This is a genomic window from Halobacillus sp. AWH4_228, from assembly GCF_056158365.1.
Genome location: NZ_JBSWTE010000001.1, coordinates 868,566 through 889,426 on the forward strand (window position 1 = coordinate 868,566; position 20,861 = coordinate 889,426).

General features: G+C 48.6%; 17 protein-coding genes and 1 pseudogene. 17 read left to right on the forward strand and 1 reads right to left on the reverse strand.

Annotation, left to right across the window (positions count from 1 at the left end):
- Positions 1-5 precede the first annotated feature (5 nt).
- From ACXADP_RS04325 to ACXADP_RS04360, 8 genes and pseudogenes are all read left to right on the forward strand, one after another.
- Positions 6-461, forward strand: a complete 456-nt coding sequence (locus ACXADP_RS04325) for an IDEAL domain-containing protein (protein ID WP_474969666.1) — start codon at positions 6-8, stop codon at positions 459-461.
- A 212-nt stretch (positions 462-673) separates the two neighbouring features.
- Positions 674-811, forward strand: a complete 138-nt coding sequence (locus ACXADP_RS04330) for an anti-repressor SinI family protein (protein ID WP_474969665.1) — start codon at positions 674-676, stop codon at positions 809-811.
- An 81-nt stretch (positions 812-892) separates the two neighbouring features.
- Positions 893-2,086, forward strand: a complete 1,194-nt coding sequence (locus ACXADP_RS04335; RefSeq protein ID WP_474970899.1) for an AraC family transcriptional regulator — start codon at positions 893-895, stop codon at positions 2,084-2,086.
- Between the two features lie 224 nt (positions 2,087-2,310).
- A complete protein-coding gene (locus tag ACXADP_RS04340) occupies positions 2,311-2,553 on the forward strand; it encodes a helix-turn-helix domain-containing protein (RefSeq protein ID WP_474969663.1) in 243 nt (80 codons plus the stop codon).
- 21 nt (positions 2,554-2,574) lie between these two features.
- Positions 2,575-2,724 carry an anti-repressor SinI family protein gene (locus tag ACXADP_RS04345; protein WP_474969662.1) on the forward strand — a complete coding sequence of 50 codons (150 nt, stop codon included), beginning with the start codon at positions 2,575-2,577 and terminating at the stop codon, positions 2,722-2,724.
- A complete protein-coding gene (locus ACXADP_RS04350) occupies positions 2,714-3,271 on the forward strand; it encodes a hypothetical protein (RefSeq protein ID WP_474970900.1) in 558 nt (185 codons plus the stop codon). Before ACXADP_RS04345 ends, ACXADP_RS04350 begins: the two co-directional genes overlap by 11 nt.
- Before the next feature lie 560 nt (positions 3,272-3,831).
- Positions 3,832-4,923 (forward strand): MraY family glycosyltransferase, encoded by a 1,092-nt coding sequence (locus tag ACXADP_RS04355; protein ID WP_474969660.1) that lies wholly within the window; start codon positions 3,832-3,834, stop codon positions 4,921-4,923.
- A 67-nt stretch (positions 4,924-4,990) separates the two neighbouring features.
- Positions 4,991-5,274: pseudogene (locus tag ACXADP_RS04360) on the forward strand (transposase); the annotation flags it as partial.
- A 280-nt stretch (positions 5,275-5,554) separates the two neighbouring features.
- Here the strand turns inward: ACXADP_RS04360 and ACXADP_RS04365 are convergent.
- Positions 5,555-6,571, reverse strand: a complete 1,017-nt coding sequence (locus ACXADP_RS04365; protein WP_474970901.1) for a GNAT family N-acetyltransferase — start codon at positions 6,569-6,571, stop codon at positions 5,555-5,557.
- A 411-nt stretch (positions 6,572-6,982) separates the two neighbouring features.
- Here ACXADP_RS04365 and ACXADP_RS04370 point away from each other — a divergent pair, with 411 nt between their 5' ends.
- From ACXADP_RS04370 to ACXADP_RS04410, 9 genes are all read left to right on the forward strand, one after another.
- On the forward strand, positions 6,983-8,260 hold the full coding sequence (locus ACXADP_RS04370; protein WP_474969658.1) for a nucleotide sugar dehydrogenase: 1,278 nt from the start codon (positions 6,983-6,985) through the stop codon (positions 8,258-8,260).
- 15 nt (positions 8,261-8,275) lie between these two features.
- Positions 8,276-8,986, forward strand: a complete 711-nt coding sequence (locus ACXADP_RS04375; protein WP_474970902.1) for a WecB/TagA/CpsF family glycosyltransferase — start codon at positions 8,276-8,278, stop codon at positions 8,984-8,986.
- A gap of 592 nt (positions 8,987-9,578) precedes the next feature.
- Complete coding sequence (locus tag ACXADP_RS04380) at positions 9,579-11,792, forward strand: cell wall-binding repeat-containing protein (RefSeq protein ID WP_474970903.1); 2,214 nt, start codon at positions 9,579-9,581, stop codon at positions 11,790-11,792.
- 38 nt (positions 11,793-11,830) lie between these two features.
- Entirely contained in the window at positions 11,831-12,739 is a 909-nt protein-coding gene (locus ACXADP_RS04385) for a hypothetical protein (protein ID WP_474970904.1), read from the forward strand.
- 24 nt (positions 12,740-12,763) lie between these two features.
- Entirely contained in the window at positions 12,764-15,130 is a 2,367-nt protein-coding gene (locus ACXADP_RS04390; RefSeq protein WP_474970905.1) for a cell wall-binding repeat-containing protein, read from the forward strand.
- 537 nt (positions 15,131-15,667) lie between these two features.
- On the forward strand, positions 15,668-17,194 hold the full coding sequence (gene murJ / locus ACXADP_RS04395; protein WP_474970906.1) for a murein biosynthesis integral membrane protein MurJ: 1,527 nt from the start codon (positions 15,668-15,670) through the stop codon (positions 17,192-17,194).
- Positions 17,191-18,078: a PIG-L deacetylase family protein gene (locus tag ACXADP_RS04400; RefSeq protein ID WP_474970907.1), complete on the forward strand. Its 888-nt coding sequence runs from the start codon at positions 17,191-17,193 to the stop codon at positions 18,076-18,078. The genes murJ and ACXADP_RS04400 overlap by 4 nt, the downstream gene beginning before the upstream one ends.
- 25 nt (positions 18,079-18,103) lie before the next feature.
- Positions 18,104-19,546, forward strand: a complete 1,443-nt coding sequence (locus tag ACXADP_RS04405; RefSeq protein WP_474970908.1) for an O-antigen ligase family protein — start codon at positions 18,104-18,106, stop codon at positions 19,544-19,546.
- 15 nt (positions 19,547-19,561) lie between these two features.
- Complete coding sequence (locus ACXADP_RS04410) at positions 19,562-20,653, forward strand: glycosyltransferase (protein WP_474970909.1); 1,092 nt, start codon at positions 19,562-19,564, stop codon at positions 20,651-20,653.
- Positions 20,654-20,861 lie beyond the last annotated feature (208 nt).

Here is a 20,861-nt window from a genome sequence, read left to right on the forward strand (position 1 = left end):
GGCCCATGTTGAACATAAAGATGTTGAAGCCATATTATGTTAAAGAAGATAAACGTTTTATTCGCATCGTCTTAGCCTACCAGTACTTTTCATTGTTTATTGATGACGAACTTTATCAGTTTATTCCAATGGAAGCAAGAGAAATAATCATCGACCGCAATCGTCAGAAGGTGCACAATGTCTTCGATATTTTCGTGTTTCAGCGCGGTAAAAATATGGTGTATGTATCCGTAGCGGATTTGCTGCAGCTGCCGGAATTTCTGACACACCTTCATTCGATTGTGTCGCCGTATTATGAAGAGGGGATTGACATCAGCCAGCAATCATCTAAAGAAGTGAGAGCCATCATCCGTGAATTGGAAAAAGAAAACCTCCGGCGCCTGATCGATCAGGCCATTGATGAGGACGATCAGGAAGCTTTCCAAGTGCTGACCGAGAAATGGAAAGCGATGCATTCATAGGTGCCGGGCTGATTATTTTGGCCCGGTTCTTTTTGTCTGATATACTATTCTACATAAAACCACAACGATTTTCCTAAAAATACTGAAATATAAGTGATAAATGTTAAAAACATATGAATTTTTTTCAAATGTGGTGGCGTATAATCCATTATAATAGGTTTATACTTACAGGATTAGGAAAAGAAGAACCGGGAAACGGGGAGGTTAACAAGATGAAAGCGATGCCTAAAGATCGTCTGCTGGATGATGAGTGGATCGACTTGATACAGGAAGCGAAAGCTTTAGGCCTGAGTAAGGAAGAAGTAGAAAATTTCCTGCGCGGCGGAACGGAACTGTATAAACTAGTATAACACCCTTTATTTTTCAAGGGTGTCTTTTTTTATGCCTCCCATTATAATGAGTATATAGTAGTAGTTGGAAGGAGGGTCGGCATGAAAAACTTTGAAATGATCAATCTGCTCAAAGATTGTGCCATTGCATTCAATATACCAGTCCATTTAATCGATCGAAAGAACACAGCCATCTTTCAATATCCTGACACTTTTCTTAAACCACCGGAAGAAATTCTGGAAACCCGCCATCCTTATCTTCAGGAAGCAAGGAAGATGCCCGGCACCCTGCACCTGTTAAAGGATCCTTTTAACCAGTATGCTTTTTTTTATGCGTATGAAAATCCACAGAAGGAAACCGTGGTCGCCCTGCTCGGTCCATTCCTCCATGAAATATCGGACTATAAAGAGGTCCAGCTGAGTTTGATTATGAATGATCTTTCCTCCTCTCTTGCAGAGGAATTTGCCGGATACCTGGATCATCTGCCGGTAAGGACGCCGAAGGAACTGGCATCCATCCAGCGCGTCTTACAGCATGTGCTGCCAGGGAAAAAGGAAAAAGCGAAGAAAGATCCAACAGAGCCTGATCTTCTGCACCATTATGAAGAATATGCGGCATCGCTTGAATCCTACCCGGATACGGTGGCGTCGAAGCAGGAATTCATGGAACGTTTCAAACGTGGGGAAAAACAGGCAGTGGAAGCGTATTATGCATTGATGGACAATAACCTCTCTCATATAAAAAATCATGTGCGTTCCTTTAAAAACCATCTGATCCGTCTGGTTACGGAATTGAGCCTTCTTTGTGTAGAAAAAGGAGCGCAGCCGGATGAAACAGGGTCATTAAGTGATTTCCATATCAGTTTTCTGGAGACGAAAGAGACCGTCGAGGAACTGGAAGGATTGGAATCTATCATTCTTCGTTCGTTCCTGGAAAGAATCCAGGGGGTGGGGAGGCAGTCCTTTTCTCCGTTGGTGGAGCGCGCACAGAAATATATTTTCCAAAACCTGACGAAAGATTTGACGTTAAAGGAAATTGCGGAAACATTAAACGTCAATCCGAATTATTTATCCGGCGTCTTCACAAAAGAAACCGGCGTATCGATCACCCAGTTCATCAATCAGCAGCGGATTACCGAAGCGAAAGAGCTCTTATGCATCACAGAGCATTCGCTTATGGATATCAGTATGCTGCTCGGATACAACAGCCAGAGTTATTTCACAAGGGTTTTCAAAAGTGTGGAAGGGATCGGTCCGAAAGAATTCCGGCAGAAATATCGAATAAAGGAAAAGTAATCAGCTGATCCAGTTTCAGCTGATTTTTTGTGAGGAATTGTTCTTAAAAACGGACTATTTGTGAGTATATAGAAGATACAGGCAGGAATGTGTGGAATATATGTTCTTTATAATGAAAAATGGTTGTTTATTTCCAATGGAACAGCGTTTATAATATTCTTAATAACGAACAAAAAGATAGGTTAATTATGTCAGGAGTCATCTGACGATGGAAGGTGAGGTAGGTGGAAGTGACGCCGATTGGTGAAAAAATCCGTATCCTGCGCACCGGCAGAGGTTTATCTGTCAACGAGTTTGCCAAACGTTCTGGTGTATCCAAATCGTATATCAGCAACATTGAAAGAGGGGTACAGAAGAACCCTTCCTTAATCGTGATGGGAAAACTCGCCCGGACGCTGGAGGTACCGCTGGAAGAGTTATTAACGCATAAGTATGCCGAAGAAACGGGGAATGGACAGAGCCGATAGCGGACGAAAGGAGACGATCATATGGTGAAACAGGAGGAATACAGAGAATGGGTGACTCTGATCAAAGAAGCCAGACAGCTCGGTCTGAGTCTGGAGGAGGTCAAGGATTTCCTGGAGAATCCCCGGGTGCCGGAACTCCTCACCGAAGGGACGGGGGACTGTGAAGGGTAAAACCGTCTTCACGAGAGAAGCAGGCTGGCGCAATGTCACAGCGGTTTCCCCGCGTGTCACGGACAAACGCAGAGCCTGCACACTCTCTTCCATAGTGGATCAGTATTCCCAGCTGCTCATCAAGCCTGGATGGGATATCTTTGTGATCAACGGCAGGATAGGAGGGAGAAAGAAAGAAACGGTACTATGGGAAGAATCGTTCATGAAGGCTGTGACGGGGGATGAGTCCCCGCTTTCCTACCTGCAGGCGTCCCTCTGTTATCACCATCTGCTGGAATATACGAACGAGACGTCCGGAGTCATCCCCCAGGCCGTCCTCGACGATAGGTATGCCCGTACACTTGATCTGTTCGGTGCTTGGCCGTTTGGAAAGCAGCTCCGCAGCTTCAATCCACTGTTCTTCTATGATTCTCTTTTTCATCCGGCTGTCGTCTTTTTTACGTACCATCGTGAAGGTGGTGCGGTCATACGGAAACATGTCCATCGTTTCGCTCATGGAAGCTATGAGCTGAAGACATTGACACGCAGGTGGGCAGCCATTTCTTAACCGGCCTTTATAAAAGGGCCGGTTTTTTTGCGATGTCGAAAGATCAACGGCCTTTTCTACCATTTTCTTCTTTTCATTCTGACAAAAATAGATTATGATGTAACAAAGTATTTTGAATTTTATTGACAGATCATTCCGAGAAACGTAGAAAATATGGGGACGCTTATTCCAAGACGGCATACAGCAGGAAGGGTCCTTACATAATGACCGTCGGAAAAAGGCGTTTGATACCGAACCGTTAAGTAAATAGGAATATATAGGAACATCATGAATGAAAAGGTGGGTCGTATGGAGAATCTTAAAGAAGTGCTGGAGAACATCATCCAGCGGACGGAGAATTCCGAACTGTTATCATCTCAGGAAGTCATCAACCAGCTGATTCAGCAGCTGCAGGAATAGATCGTGTGGAGCATCGCTGAGGACTATGGCGGTGTTTTTCCATGTTCCGGGTTTTACATAAGCTGAGAAAAAAGGCTCACGGGAAAGATAACGGAATCTTCGCGTGCCTGTGATATACTAATACCGACAAGAGTAAACTTACCAAGTAAGCGAGGATTTCTATGAACATTACTGTTGAAATTATCGTAGCGCTGCTGCTGTCGATGGCGGTCAGCTATGCGCTTGTATTCCCTGTTATGAAGCTAGCTGTTAAATGGAAAATGATGGACTATCCGGAGCTGCGGAAGATCCATAAAGAAATCACCCCGCGCATGGGCGGGCTGGCAATCTTTGGAGGAGCAGCCGCCGGCATGCTGTTTATCCGCCCGGATATGCCGTATATAGGACCGATCATCATCGGAGCGTTCATCATCGTCTTGACCGGATTATTGGACGACCGCTATCAGATCCGGCCGATCTTCAAGCTTGGCGGCCAGGTGGCTGCTGCGGCTGTTTTGATCTTTTCCGGTTTGAAAGTGGACGTGCTTAGTATTCCGTTCATCGGAATGGTCTCTCTGAGTGATCCGATCAGCATCATCTTTACGTTTCTATGGATCATCGGTATTACCAATGCCATCAACCTGATTGACGGCCTGGATGGACTGGCGGCCGGTGTATCGACTATATCCCTGATCAGCATCGCGGTGATGGCGCTTGCCATTGAACCGCAGATTTCCATTGTCTATTTATGTATAGTTCTGATCGGAAGCAACATCGGGTTCTTGTTCCACAACTTCAACCCTGCCTCGATTTACATGGGGGACACAGGATCCCTGTTTTTAGGTTATTCCATGGCCGTCATTTCCATGGTCGGTCTGTTCAAGAACGTGACATTGTTCAGCTTTGTCATTCCGATCATCGTCCTTGCTGTGCCGGTGTTTGATACGTTGTTCTCGATTTTGCGGAGAATGATCAACAAGCAGAAGATTATGATGCCGGATAACAAACACATCCATTATCAAATTCTTGCCGCCGGCTTCAGCCACAGAGCAACGGTTCTGATCATTTATGCCTTCAGTGCCTTATTCGGCCTGCTGGCGCTCTTATTTTCGCTGACATCCTTCGGGATATCGCTGATCATCACGTTCGTCCTTTTGTTTCTGCTTCATCTTTTTGCAGAAATGACAGGCGTCGTCTACCGCGGCAAGCGGCCGATCATCGGTTTGTTTTCGAAAAAGGAACGCGAAAAAAACAAAGAAAAAGAAAAAGCATAATAAAAAACAAGGCTGTCGAGACTTTATCGACAGCCTTGTTTTTTTCTGATTTCTTTTTTTTTTCACCTTGTTCATTTGTTATCCTATAAAAATTGTAACTATAGAAGAGCTTGTCCCGGAAAATCACTTACTCCGTAAGATCGACCAATACATAGGTTTCTCTTTTACCTCCCGAAAAAGTACGGCCCTGCTATTCTGAAGACAATGGACGTCCTTCCCTGGATCCTCTTGTATGATTCAAAATGATGTGCATCGGGTTATTTTATGGCATCCGTTCCGAACGTGAGTTTCAACGGCAGATTCAAAAAAACGGCTGCTTATGGATGGTTCTTAAGATTGAACTTCACGGACTCCTTCCACAATATGAAAAAATTTTCCCTCCATCCAGCAGAGGTGAGCGGGGTGAAGGAGAGTCTTTTTCGATGATAAAGAATTCCTAAGGAGCGGTGCCCCTTTCACTCCTGCGGAAGAACGAGTGGGCCGAGATCGCCGAGCGTGGGTTTTGCGAGGAAGCTCGGTCGCTCGTCCGCGGAAAGGGAAGGGGCTTTCGCTCCTGGCGGTAAGAAAAAAAGCTTGTAAAGAAACAGAGGTTTCTCTACAAGCTGAGGAGCAGCGGCTTCCCTTGCTTTCTTTAATAGGAATCGACATCTCCGGGTGTGATGAACCATTTATCCGGGTCATTCATGTCGGTATTGTCCGATTCGATTTCTTTTCCGACGAGCGGCATCGGACTGTCTTTATGGACGAATCCATTCTTTTTCATCAGGTGCGCCGGCATCATCGACGGCAGAGCCCATGACTGGACGACATCCGCTTCCCTCAGGACGTTGAGCGCTTCTTCAAGGAGAGCCCGCCAGGCGTCGTCATCGACCGCCAGCCAGTCGACGATCATCCCGTTACGGAAGCGTCCTTCTTTTTCATGCGTAATGACGAACCCTTGCAGCTGTCCATGCTTATAGAGGGCGGTCATCTTATAGGGATGGACAGGATGGTCGAAGTAGCGCCAGTTCAAGTACGCGGCATCACGGACGACGAGTCCGTCCGCCGTATGTTTCGTCTCTTCAGCCAGGTTATCGAACGCTTCGTCGCACCGGGTTATCCGTTTCACTTCATAGCCGTGCGGTGCTTTTTTCGACTGCCGGATCTTTCCGTACACACGATCCAGCGGCTTGAGGACTTTCAGTGGGGACAGCTTGGAAGCGAGCAGGCTGACAGGCTTCTGCACATACATCCAGCGTGGCATATCCGTCAGATGGCTCGCGCCGGTGTAGCGCAGGAATAATTCCTTCGCTTTCGGGGCAGGAAAACCATACAGGTATGTGATGCCGGCTTTGCGCCCTTCTTCGATCAAGGCGTCATTCAAGTGCTTGTAGATCCCCTTGCCGCGGGCATCGGGATCCACCATCGTGTCGACACGGACACCGACCGTTTCGACGCATCCTTTGATGTAGGCACTCATCAGCCATAAGCTGATGTGGCCGAGAATCTTTCCGTTTTCCTCGAAGACGAGGATGAAGGGTTCTTTATGTTTAGGGTTTTGTTTGAATTTCCATTCCCAGGCGTCAAGAGGACGCTCCTGGTGGAAGGTTTTTTGGAAAAGGGTCTGAATCTGGGATTCATCGCCTGGTTGATAACGGCGGACTGCCATAATGCTTCTTTCCTTTCCGTATAAAAAAATACTTCCCAAAGTATAACAAAGAACGCCCATGGTTGGCAGAAGGTCTCTGTTACAAGTTCGTGACGTTTCATTAAATCCCGATGGCATTCAAGCGACATTTTTATCTCAAGATAGAACTCTGTCATAAAATCAGCTATAATGGAAGGTAATGTCATGGAACGTTTGACCGTGTACGGCTGACGGGTATTAGATGATGTCGAAAGCATTGCATAAACAGGTTCTCACCCCTCTCCATCACCGGCAGACGTCATAAAGATAGGAAGTTGTCGAATGATATAAGGAGAAGGGCTGCGGAATCATTCAAAAAATACATGATAAAACAATAGATCTAAGGAACCGCATCTTGATTATGGATGGGCCAGAGAAAGGGAGTATTGTTGTATGAAGAAGTCACTATGTGTAGTCGGATTAGGATATATTGGTCTTCCTACATCCGTCATGTTCGCCATTCACGGGCACAAAGTGCATGGAGTTGATGTGAATCAGAAAGCTGTCGACATGATTAATGCCAAGCAGCTTCATATAGAAGAGAACGGTCTGCAGGAACGCCTGGAGGAAGCGGTTGACGCCGGTAACTTCAAAGCGGCGGTGGAGCCGGAAGAGGCCGATGTTTTCATCATCGCCGTCCCTTCCCCGATCCGCGAAGATAAAACCGCCAACCTCGATTATGTACGTAAAGCGACAGAGGCGATTGTCCCTTACGTACGCGAAGGCAACCTTGTCATTTTGGAATCCACCGTTCCTCCACGTACCGTCGAAGACGTGATGCTTCCGGTCCTTAAGGACACCGGTCTTGAAATCGGAACTGATTTGTTCGTTTCCCATTCCCCGGAGCGCGTCATTCCAGGGAAGGTCTTCCAGGAGCTGGTCGAAAACGACCGGATCGTCGGCGGAATCAATGAAAAATCCTCCGAAATGACGAAGGATCTTTACCGTTCTTTCGTTAAAGCGAATATCCACTTGACGGATGCGACAACAGCGGAAATGGCCAAGGTCATTGAAAATACGTACCGCGATGTGAACATTGCATTTGCCAATGAGCTCGCCTTGATCAGCGACCAGATCGGTGTCAACGCATGGGAAGCGATCAAGCTTGCCAACTATCACCCGCGTGTGAACATCCATACACCCGGCCCGGGTGTCGGCGGTCACTGTATAGCTGTGGATCCTTGGTTCCTTGCTGAAATCCAGCCGGATCTTTCCCAGATGATCCAGCTGTCCCGGAATACGAACGATAACATGCCGGTGTACACAGCCAATCAGATCGAGAAGCTGATGAAGGACCAGTTCATTCAGGATCCGAAAGTGGCCTTGTTCGGCTTGTCCTTTAAAGCGAACATCGATGACCAGCGTGAAAGTCCGTCCTTGAAAGTGATTCTTGAGCTCGTTGAAAAAGGAATCAGCTTCAAGACGTTCGATCCGCATATTAAAGAAAACGTCGCCTCCAACCAGACACAGGATATGGATGAAGCGCTTGAAGGAGCGGACATCCTTGTCATTCTGACGGATCACGATGAATTCAAGAAGCTCGACCCAGCCTACATCAAGAGTAAGATGAACAACCGCGTCGTTTATGATACGAAGAACGCCCTGAACCTCGATAACTGGACAGAAGCCGGTTTTATCGCCAAGCGTCTGGGTGACTCCAAAAACGGATAAAGATCAGGTGAAATCATGAAGGAAAAGTTTTTAGGTGTAGACGTCAGCAGCCACTCGTACGAGCAGCTGAAGCAGAATGTATTGGATGATATCAATGAAAAGCGCCAGTCTTTCATTGTGGCGATCAATCCGGAAAAGATATTAAAAGCCCAGGAAGATCAGGATTTAAAGGCGCTTTTGAACAAAGCGACGTACCAGATTCCCGACGGTGTCGGCGTTCTTCTGGCTTCCAAGCTGAACAAAGGCGGCATCAAGGAACGTGTAACCGGGATTGATATGCTGCTTACCCTTTGCGAGCAGGCTGCAGATAACGAAAAGTCCGTCTTTCTTTACGGTGCGAAACCCGGCGTTGCAGGGGAAGCGAAGGAAAAGCTCATCGAGCAGTATCCGAACCTCCACGTTGCCGGTGTACTGGACGGTTATGAAAAAGATGAACAGAAGGTCATCCAGACGATCAATGAGTCTGGTGCCGATATTCTATTTGTAGCCCTTGGCAGCCCACGCCAGGAGTATTGGATCGTCGATCATATGAAAGAGCTCAATATCAGCATTTTCCAAGGTGTCGGCGGCTCCTTCGATGTCATTTCCGGCCGCGTCAAGCGCGCCCCGGCGCTTTTCCAGCGTTTCGGTGTGGAATGGCTCTACCGGCTGATTTCTGAGCCGTGGCGGATTAAACGCCAGATCCGCCTTCCATTGTTTCTGCTGAAGGTATGGAGAGATAAGTAAAAAGAAAAAGCAGCGGTGCTTGCACCGCTGCTTTTTTATGTGGACGGATTTCGTGATGATGGAAGCAGGGGGCTTTCATCACCGTTAGAAAAAAGGGGAGGTGGAAGTAGTTCGATCCTTCTACGTGATTTCTGTTACTTTTGAACTTAAAAAGTTAAAATTGCGCAAAGATACGCCGAGGTATGTTGTTTGCCGTCGAATCCTCTTATATAATGAACATATTATTCTCGTAGAGGCTTATTTTGGAAATACATAGAGAATCATGTAGAAATTTTTCGGAATTTCTTCCCGAATATTTAACCCTTTCGACAAATAAGCCGATATACAAACTACCGGCACGTATTCATCCATCGGATCGAATGACCATGAAAGTTTGCATCATTAGACACACTACTACCCTATTGACTATATACCCGACTAAACAAACCAGCAAACCTACCATTATATACGATTGAATCACACTTTTTATGGGATCAGAGCCAAAACAAAAGGAGGGGACTGCTCCGCTAAAATCGCTGCATGAAACCATATATCACTGTCCGTCCACTTTAGACTCTAGCTATCTATGATTCATATTATGCAGGAGGTTCATATGAAAAAAACACATATAGGCGGCTTCTTTTTGCTGTTCGCACTTTTTGTCATTTACCCGGCCCAGGCACAGGCTGAAAAAACAGTTATCCTTGATCCGGGTCATGGAGGAAGGTTCTCCGGAACGACCGGATATTCCGGTATATCCACGGGTTATTATGAGAAGCACTTCAATTTGGAAATGTCCAAAGAAATTAAGGAAGAGCTCGAGGATGCCGGCTACGACGTACATATGACACGCACAGATGACAGCCATTTTGCCTGGAATCTGCACGATGATCTGCAGGCGCGTCTGGATATCGCCCACGACGCGGTGAATGGAAACAATGATAACTCAATCTTTTTGTCTGTGCACTCGAATGCACTTCCATCCAACCCGTATATGAGAGGGTATGAAACCTATTTCTTTGATATTGATGAAGGGATTAACAAGACCTATCCGCCATCCGAGGAGCAGATCGAATATTCACCGGAAAGTAAGCGTCTGGCTTACACCGTCCATGAAAACATTCTTGATGGAGCCCCGTTGAAAGAAGGGCGCGGCCTTGTGCCATCCGACTTGTATGTTACACGGAACGCCCACATGCCGGCAGCTCTTTTAGAGTTCGGTTACATGTCCAACCCGGATGAAGAAGCCCTGATTAAAACATCGTCCTTCCAGCAGAAAGCGGCGGAGGCTGTCGTTGACGGTGTCAATGCCTATTTCCAAGTGTATGAAGTGTACGACATGGACGGCGAACGGCTTGAAATCTTTTATGATCAACAGGACGCGATCGATTACGCCAAAGACGAAGCCAACGTCTATGTTCTTGATAAGTACACGCAGGAAAAAGTCTATGATAATACGAAAAAACGGTATGGCGCTTATCATTCCAACCAGTCTTCTGTAACGAAGCTGTTCGTGAAAAAAGAAGACGCCATCGACTATGCCGATGACTGGAAGAATATGCGCGTCGTTGATAACGAAGAAGGCGAAGTCGTCTGGAGCAACTACTTGGACAAAAACTATGTCGTCGAGCATTCCAACAAAGGGGCCCTGTACGAATCCTACAACCTTGATGATGCTGTCACTTATGCGGTGAAGTGGAAAAACACATCTGTTTTGGATCAAGCCCAGGACGAAGTGATCTGGAGCAACTATCTGGATAAAGACTACACGGTTTCCCATTCTGACAAAGGTGATCTGAAATCCTTCTACCGCGAACAGGAAGCGGTCGCCTATGCCGAGCAGTGGAAGAACACGAAGGTAATGAACGATGGAGATGTGGTCTGGTCCAATATGGATGACAGCTACAACTATTCGTTTGAAACGAACGTACTTGCCGGTAAAGACCGGATGAAGACAGCGATTGAAGTGTCCAAGCAGCTGTATCCGAATGGGCTGGACGGAGAAAAAACGGTCGTCCTTGCGACAGCGTTTGAGTTCGCCGATGCCTTGTCTGCCGGTCCGCTCGCTGCTCAGTATGACAACGCTCCGATTCTGTTGAACCGTGACGATGAACTCAGTGACGATGTGAAACAGGAACTGCAGCGGCTGAATACGAAAAACGTCGTTATTCTGGGCGGGACGAACGCCATCTCTGAAGGCATTGAAAAAGAGCTGAAGCAGAGCTATAACGTCGACCGCATCTCAGGATCCACGCGTATCGAAACGAATCTTGAAATCAATGAAAATCTGAAAGGCGCAGAAGGTGTGTTTGTTGCATCAAGCACCAGCTTCCCGGATGCACTGGAAGCCTCCTCTGTCGCAGCAGCCAATGGCTGGTCCATCGTTTTGACAGGAGAAGATGAAATCAGCAGCGACAGCTTGAAGTACTTGACCGGGAAAGAAGTCGTGATTCTCGGCGGAACCGCTGTAGTTTCGGAAGATGTTGAAAAACAGCTTGTCGAGGCGAACGGAGCGGATCGTGTGGAGCGTCTGTCCGGAGCGACCCGTTATGAAACCGTTGCGGCTGCGCTCAAGTATTTCCAGGATGACATGAATTCCGATACCGTCCTTGCGGCGACAGGTAAGAACTACCCGGATGCGTTAACAGCTTCGGCGCTGTCCGCGAGAACGTCCGCACCCCTCGTACTCGTTGGGGACAAGCTGAACCCTGAGCTTGAAAAACAACTCGATCTGTACGGCGGGGAAAACGTCGTCGAACAGCTTCAAGTCATCGGAGCTGTCGTAGATGAGAACAACCAGAAACAAATTGCTGACCACTTAAACTAAATCAATCAGTACTTTTTTGAACAAAGGAGAGGGATTGGATGAAGAAACTAAGCTTTATCGCCCTGTTCTTTGTTCTTCTGCTTTCAGCCTGTTCCGGCACCGATGTCGATCAGGCTGAACAGCTGGAAGAACCAGAGAACAGTGAAACGGAACCAACGGAAGAAGAGACCCTATCAGAAGAAACCTCGTCAGAAGAAACCCCTTCAGAAGATACGGAGGAAGAAGCAGAACCTTCTGAAGAGGAACAGACGGAAGAGGCTCCTGTAGAAGAAGAGACTGCAAAAGAAAAAGCGCCGACCGAAGAGGAATCTGACGTTGAAGAAAAGGATCCATCAGAGGAAACCGCTGCAGAGGAACCGACAGAAGAAGAACAGCCGGAAGAAACGACGGATGAAGACGAAGATACTGTCTCTTCCGCATCCGATGACTCGGAAGAAACTGAGGAAGCAGGCTCCTCCGCCGGTCTGAAGGCGTACATGCCGAAAGGGCCGATGACGAAAACATTCACACAGAACGAAGATTACAAAGTGAAACATGAAGTGGTGGATGTGAACGACCGCTTCGTCCAGCAGATTGTGACGTTCGGAGACATGGTGACCCTGCAGATTCTTGAATTCACAGAAGGCAGAATTGCTGTTGTCTACCAGGAGTCCAACCCGGAGGATACGTCCAGTCAGCTTGATTCATTTGAAGCGCATGAAACGATTGATGTTCTTGTTGATGCCACCGGCAGCTCCGCGAACTTCCAGATTCTTGATGAAGCTCAGACGACTGCTACGCCTTATGGAGAATTTGAAAATGTGTTCGTTGTTCAACGAACGTCCGGTTCCAAGGTGACATCGATGTACCACTATGCCCCTGAGTACGGCCTGATCCGTGAAAAGGTCGAGGACAAAGGGGACAACGGCTATACGATGACATCAGAACTGACGGAGATTCAGGAATAAAAAACGATAAAAGGACGGATGAGTGTGAAAAGACTATTAACTTGCATTTCTGCTTTTCTATTGGCCTGCCTGACCGCCCCAGCCTTTGTTAGTGCAGAAGATTCCAACACATGGGTCGTCGAGGAGAGCGAAGCTTCCTTTGAAATCAATGACTCTGTGACCGCTGACGTTGAAAACAAAGAACTTGAAACGAACCTTTCTGTAACCAAAGAAGGGAAAGAACTGCTTGAAGAAACGACACAGCTCAGCACGATTACGGATCTTATTCTTGTTGAAGAAACGCTCGTTGTCGTTTATCGCGCCGACGGGTCAGCTCAAAGTTTGTTCTTTGATGCGTACAACTTGTCTAATGGAAAGAAAGTGTTCGAATCCGAAGCCTATGACCGCTCGACATTCGAACTGTCCGGAGAAGAACTTATGATACAATATCCGATTCTTGATGAAGACAGCATCGATACAGAGCCGGAAGCCCTGGCGGAAGATGCGTTCACGATTGCCGGCGGTGACGTGACGAAAGGGAAAACAGAGGAAAAAATGTCTCTGCAGAACACGGTCACATCTCAAGCCGCAGTCAATGAAAAATATAAGAATCCGAGCTATGCCGAAATCAACCGCATCTTGACCGAAGAAGCCGAAAATTTCGATATTCCCCCGGAAATAGTCAAAGCGATTGCCTATCAGGAAAGTGGCTGGCAGCAGTACTGGGATCCGGGCCGCACGCCTGTCACCCATTATCAAAATTCCTGTACGCCTTCAAAAACACGAGGAATTGCCTGGGACGGAACGAACCTGAAGCTTGGTTATGACTGTATCGGAATCGGCATCATGCAGGTGTCCGACTACCGCTTCATTGAGAACGACCAGGAAAGAAAAGAAGAAGTCTACAAGCTTTCCACTGATATCCGCTACAACATTCGTGAAGGGCTGAAGATTCTTGAGTCCAAGTGGAACTATGCCAACTACGATCTTATTCCTACGGTCAATGACGGCGACCGTGATGTGATTGAAAACTGGTATTTCGCTATTTTAGCTTATAACGGCATTTCCGAGCGTAACAACCCGATTACGAACGGGTATATTGCCTATCAGGAAAAGATTTATGACCGCATGCGCAACTATGGATTGTTTAACGTCACCCCATTCCCGACGCACAAGCTGAACCCTTATCAAGACGGCATCATGCGTTTTGAAGAAAGCAACGTGGAAACAACCGGACCTCTTCATACGACGAAGCATGATTTCGGGACGGGGGAAAAAGTTTACGTAACCGCAGGAAGTCTAAATGTGCGCAAAGCACCAAGCAGTACAGTTGTCACAAGCCTGAAACGTGGCGAGCAGGTCACAGTGACCGGCGCCCCGGTCGGCTATGACAGCAACACCCAGCACTGGGCATGGTACCCGGTGAAAACGACAAGCGGGAAAACCGGCTATGTCGCCTCCAGCTACCTGTCTGCCACCCAGGAGCCGGACAGCTACCGTCTTTCCGGGATCAACCGTTATGAAACAAGTACCGCCCTGTCCAACTACGGCTGGCACTGGAACGAACCGAAAGTCGCAGTGATCGGACGCGGGGATCTGCCGATCGACTCCCTGACTGGAAGTGTACTGGCCGCTTATCACAATTCCCCGCTTCTTTTGACACAGACGGACCAGCTTCCGGCAACCGTGGAAAAAGAACTGGAACGTATGGACCCGACGAAGATTTACCTTCTTGGCAGTGAAGGAGCGGTTTCCGCTTCTGTTGAAAACCAGCTGAAGCAGAAATACGGCTCTTCGAATGTCGAGCGCTTGTCCGGAGCCAACCGCTTCGAAACCGCTTATGAAGTGGCCGACGAAGTAGCGGATGAAGTGAACGTCGATGAAATCTTCATCACAACCTCTGATGAAACATCGACCGACGCCCTTTCCATCGCCCCATATGCCGGCGATGAGAACACACCGATCCTTCTGACACTGCCGTACAAGCTTGAAGACAACGTCATCAATTTCATCCGTGAAAACGGCGTGGAAAAAGCGACGATTGTCGGCGGAACAGGGGCTGTCCACCAGACCGTTGAGAACCAGCTGAAAGGTATCGTTGACACGGTCGAGCGTGTGAGCGGACCTGACCGCTACAGCACAAGCGTGCAGATTGCCGAGAAGTACTTCAACGACCACCGTCTGGAAGAGGTGTTCTTCGCCCAAGGGGAGGAAGTCGTCGATGCTCTTGCCGGCTCACCGCTGGCCGCTTCCTACGAAGCACCGATTCTTTTGACGAGAAAAGACAACGTACCATCAACCGTGAAGAATTACTTGAACCATCTGCCGATCAGCCCGGAGAACTACTACCTGGGCGGAAATGCTGCCATTTCCGAAGAGGCCGAGGTGGAGCTGGAAAGTATCCGCCGCTGATATAATAGAAGAAAACCGGCTGTTCCCTTGAGGAGCAGCCGGTTTTTTGCGTTGATGCTCAAGTGTGCGGCCGGATATCGGTCGGAGCGGTGGGTTTATCAGTCTTTCTGCGCGGATATCGGTCGAACCGCGGATACATCAGTCAAATTCGCATTATATCGGTCTTATTGCGAATATATCGGTCGCCACCCCTGCGCAGCCACCGCCTTTCATAGCACATATCAACGAAAATCCGCCGATATCAATGATTCTGCGGATATATCAATTATTCTCCGCATTTATCAATGATTATCCACGTATATCGATTATTCCGCTCATTTATCAACGAATTCCACGATAGATCGACAAACCCACATCCCCGCCGATCCACCTCAACCCCCACCCCACTCAGGTCGCATGAGCTTCTGCCCATATATGGAAAAGATATGACTAGACGATTACGATTCGTTTAAGGTTATGGTAAAATCAACAAGTATGGATTATAGTGTTACATAGCGAAATTTGTTTGATTTTAGCAAACGTGAAAGAGGTATTTGTGTGAAATCTAAATTAGGCTTAGCGAGCATACTGTTTATCGGCGCCACTCTGATCCTGAAGGTCTCCGGACTGATCCGGGACATGGTCATCGCCTACTACTTCGGGGCAAGCTACGTGGCGGATGCGTACCTGGCTGCCTTCATTATTCCGAATATGCTGATTTTATTCATGCAGAACGGGATGAAGAATGCGCTCGTTCCGAGTTATATCCAGGCGGCGGAGGAACAACGCGGCCGCTCCCATCTGGGACAGGTCTTCAAAGGAACCGCCGGACTTGCTCTTATTCTTTCGATTATCGGAATGGCCATCGCACCAGTGCTGATTCCGCTCCTGTATCCGGATTTCAGTCCGGAAGCAAGTCAGATCGCCATTTGGGTGACGGTCATCTTCTTTGCGTGTATATCGTTCGTCGGCATGAACTCGGTGCTGGAGGCGTTCTTTGACGCGGAAAACAAGTTCTCCCTGTCGATCGTTTCTCAAATCATCGTCATTTTAAGCTCGATTGCCGGCGCATTCCTATTCGCCAACAAGATCGGGGCGTACTCGCTGGCGATCGGTTATGCGGTAGGTACCGTCCTATCCCTCATCTTCAAGGCGTTCATCGTCGTTCCTCAGAAGTCGTTGACGCTGAAGGAGAAGTTCGACTGGCCGGAAGTCCGCCAGTTTTACTGGATCTTCCTGCCTGTAGGACTGACGGTTATGGTCGGCCAGGTGAACCTGCTTGTCGGCTCGGTCTTCGCCAGCTACCAGGGCGAGGGCGCGGTCATGTACATCAATACGGCGAAGAACTTCGTGCACATGCCGCAGGCGATCTTCGGGGTGACGATTGCGACGATTATCTTCCCGTTATTATCTAAAGCGATTACAACGAACGATACCGGGCAGTTTAAAAAGGGTATTGAAAAAGGGCTCACAACGATGTACCTCGTGTTGATGCCGTCGATCATCGGCATGATGCTCTTGATGCCGAACTTGATCGAGCTGTTGTATGAAGGCGGTGCCTTTGATAACAAGGCGACCGAAGCCACGACCCAGGTCGCGTATTTCTACTTCGGATCCGTCCTGTTCTTCAGTCTCAACAACATCATCAACAAAGGCTTTTATACTATGAAAAAGGGCCACCTGATCCTCATGATCAGTGTCGGTTCCATCTTATTGAACGTCGTCTTCAACTTCGTATTTGCCGAATGGCTCGGCTACCTCGGCATCCCACTTGCGGCATCTGTGATGGCGCTCTTCTATACAGGGGCATGCCTCATCGTTTTCACAAAGCTTGTCGGTGGACTCAACTTCAAGTCCATCCTCATCGATTACGCGAAAATCACAGCCGCAGCCGCGCTTATGACGGGAGCCGTCCTGGCCGTCAAACCGCTGATTACAGGTCTTCCCAACCTGTTCATTATTATCATCGTCGCCGGTGTCGGCGCGGTTGTCTTTGTCGGAGCCGCTTTTGTTATGAAGTCGGACGCCTTTATGTTTCTACTCCATAATGTTACGAAACGGAAAAAGAAAGGAGCAACGTCATGAGTCGTAAAGAATTGTTCATGAACGCGGTGCGTCCGGTCAACGCACCGATGACGAAATTCATCCTCGGCCGTCACTATAACGCAGACCTGATGGCGCTGAAAAATGAACCGGTCCAGAAGGTGCTCGTCCTCGCGCCCCATATGGACGACGAAACGATCGGGCCGGGCGGCACCCTCCGCCAGCACGCCGATCAGGGAGCAGAGGTCCATTGTGTGTTCATCACCGATGGAGCGAGCAGTGTTTCTGAGATGAGTGCGGAGGAGCTGAATGCCAAGCGCCGCCAGGAAATTGACAAGGTCAAAGACATCCTCGGACTGACGGACGTCGCCTACCTCAACCTGCCGGACGGTGGTGTATCAAGCACCCCGGATGCGATTCAATACTTGAAGGAAAGGATCGAAACCCTGAGCCCGGACATCATCTACACGACGCCGTTCATTGATGCGCATACCGATCACAGTGCTACCGCCAAACTGCTCAGCGATACGCTGAAGCGGATGGATAACGTACGCTCGAAAATCCGCATGTATGAAATCAACTGTGCCTTCCCGCCGGATTCGATCAACTGCCTCGTCGACACGTCCGAGCAGCATGAGAGAAAAGTGGAGGCGACGGAAGTGTTCGATTCCCAGGCCATCGCTTTTGACGGCTTCCTGGAGCTGAACCATTACAAAGGAAAACTGGCGTCTGATCCTGTAGAGACTGCGGAGGCGTTCATCGAATGGGACAAATCCAACTTCGTGAAACACGTCGATGTGCTCGATCAGATGGGCTATGATTTCCCGGAGAAGTTCAAGCAGGTCAACCGTACCGATACACTGCTGTGGGCGATTTTCAAAAACTACGCCATGAAGAAGGATTTGTACCGCAAAACCATCAACTAATCATCATAGAAAAGAGGTGTCCCCCATGCCTATCCCATGGAGAAAACTATACTTCGTGTTCGTCGCGCTTGCGCTTTTCTTCATCGGCGCAGCTCTCGATAACACGGTGATCGATCTACTGATCATGCTGTTCTTCGCCGGCTATGCGCTCTTCAAGCCGAAGAACTCGCTGCTGATCTTATTTACGTATTTCCCGATCCGCCCGTTTCTGCTGGAATTCAACCCGGCATTAAAAGGAATCGGCGACATCATCATCTTTGCGCTTTTATTCCGTGTCCTACTCATGTACCGCAAGGATTTAAAAAAGCTGTTCCAGTTCTACTGGTTTGAATACGCCTTTTTCGGCTTCCTTATTGTCGGAGCGGTATCGGCGTACCTGACCGGTGTATCCCTGACAGCGATCATCTTCCAGATCCGCGGCTTCCTGCTGTTTTACCTCGTGTTCTACATAGCAAGAAGGCTGCACATCACGAAGGAAGACATCAACAAATTTATCATCACTACACTGATCATGACCTTCTTGATCTGTATCCACGGCATGGTTGAAAAGCTGTCTTTACGCGGCGTCTTTCTGCCGCAGAGCTGGCAGGATATGCCGCTGTCTGCAACGAATCGGATCCGTATTTACGGAATGACAGGAAACCCGAACGTGCTGGCGTATTACCTGTCCTTTTCCATCATCATCATCATGTACTTCCGCAACCGTTTTACAGGCAAATGGCTGTGGCTCACCTACGTTTCCCTTGCCTGTCTGTTCGGCGTCTGGAGTCTCACGTATTCACGTGGAACATGGATCGCGTTCGCACTTGCGCTTGCGATTTACGTCGTTGTAGCTAGAAAGTGGAACTTCCTGAAGCCGCTGCTCATATCGCTCGCCGCCGGTGTGATTCTTATCGCTGTGCCGGTCAGTATCGGAACGTCGATCGTCGAGAACACCGACTTCGGAAAAGAGAAGAAAGAGAAGCAGTCGCAGTATGACGACAGTGAAGGAAGCTTCAAGGACCGGCTCGGTTCCACGATTGATAAGGAAACGCGCGAGCAGTCGAGCCAGTCCGGACGTATTTGGATTGTCAGCAAAGGCTTTGAAATTTATCTCGATCATCCGATCATCGGAACCGGCTTTGCCACATTCGGTGACGGGGCGACATTGAGCTATGATTCACCGATTTACGATGACTACGGCATCGAGCGGGAGTTCTTCTCGGACAACCAGTACATCCAGATCATCACCCAGACAGGGGCCGTCGGTGTCATTCTATTCGCCATCTTCCTGCTGAACATGCTGTACCACATTTGGAAAAAGCGGAACGAAACGCTGCTCGGTCCTGTGCTCCTCGCTGTTCTGCTTGCGGCCTATGCCGCCGGGATGGTGTACAACATCTGGGAAGGCGATTCGTTCACGATCTTCTACTTCGCCATGCTCGGCTACCTCTTGAATATGCGGCCGGAGCATGAATATGACCTCTAATCGAGGAGGGCGCTTATGAGTAAACGTGTACTCGTCATCAGCAACATGTATCCGAGTCACCGCACACCGACGTACGGCATTTTTGTGAAAAATCAGGTGGAGGCCCTGAAGGAAAAAGGGATCTCCGTTGATACCGCCGTCAACCGTGATAACCGCGGCGGGAAAGGCAATCTGATCCGCAAGTATATGATCTGGTTTTTGAAAATCCTTGCCCGCTTCATCACGAAAGGGCGGTCGTATGATGTCGTGCATGCGCACTACATCTTCCCGAGCGGCCTGCCCGGGCTGTTGTTCAAAAAGCTGTTCAAAACGAAGCTGATCGTCACCTCCCACGGTGGAGATCTCGATCAGATGGCGAAAAAAAGCGGCCTGATCAAGAAGCTGACGAAAAAGATCCTTCATGAAGCCGATCACGTCATCGTTGTCGGCGAGGCTTTGAAATCGGAAGTGATTGACGGCTTTGGAGTCGCGGAAAACAAGGTGTCCCTCATTAATATGGGGGTCGACCGCCGCGTCTTCCAGCCGGTTGACAGTACCGAAGCGAAAAAAGAACTCGGGCTGAACCCGGATCATTTTCACATCCTGTTTGTCGGCAACCATATTAAGGCGAAAGGGCTCACCGAGCTTCTGGAAGCCGTACAGAACATCCAGAAGCAGAATAAACAAGTGGAGCTCCACCTCGTTGGAAGCGTCAAAGAAGAACGTTACCTCCAGGAATTGAAAGAGAGCGTCCAGCAGGAAAACAGCGCCCTCGTTCATTTTCACGGACCGAAAGACCAGCAGACGGTCGCCACATGGATGGCAGCGGCGGATGTGTTCACCCTGCCGTCCTACATCGAAGGCTTCGGTCTTGTCGCCCTTGAGGCGATGTCATGCCACACCCCTGTGGTCGGTTCGGATGTCGGCGGTTTATCCTACCTGCTGGCGGATGATAACGGTGTGCTCGTTGAGCCGAAGAGTGTGTCTTCCTTACAGGCCGGCCTGCAGCGAGTGATGGAGGATGAGCTCTTGCGTAAGCGGCTGATCGAGAACGGCGAACAGGCAGCCGAGGAAAGCGATACGGAGCGGCTGCTGAATGAAATCATTGATCTTTACAACCGTGCATAGCCTGCCGGTTTAGTTGAACCATAAGGAAGGGAAGCGGGCGACGGCTTCCCTTTTCTTTCACCTCGTTTAAGGTGGATTACTTACATAATCCTCTGACATGTTTTATACTATAGGCGGTGTAAATGAATCGTACAGAGAAACAGGAGGTAACAGGAAAATGGACGAACAAAGCAACCAAAGTCAGCTTGGAATCGATTCCGCTCAGCTT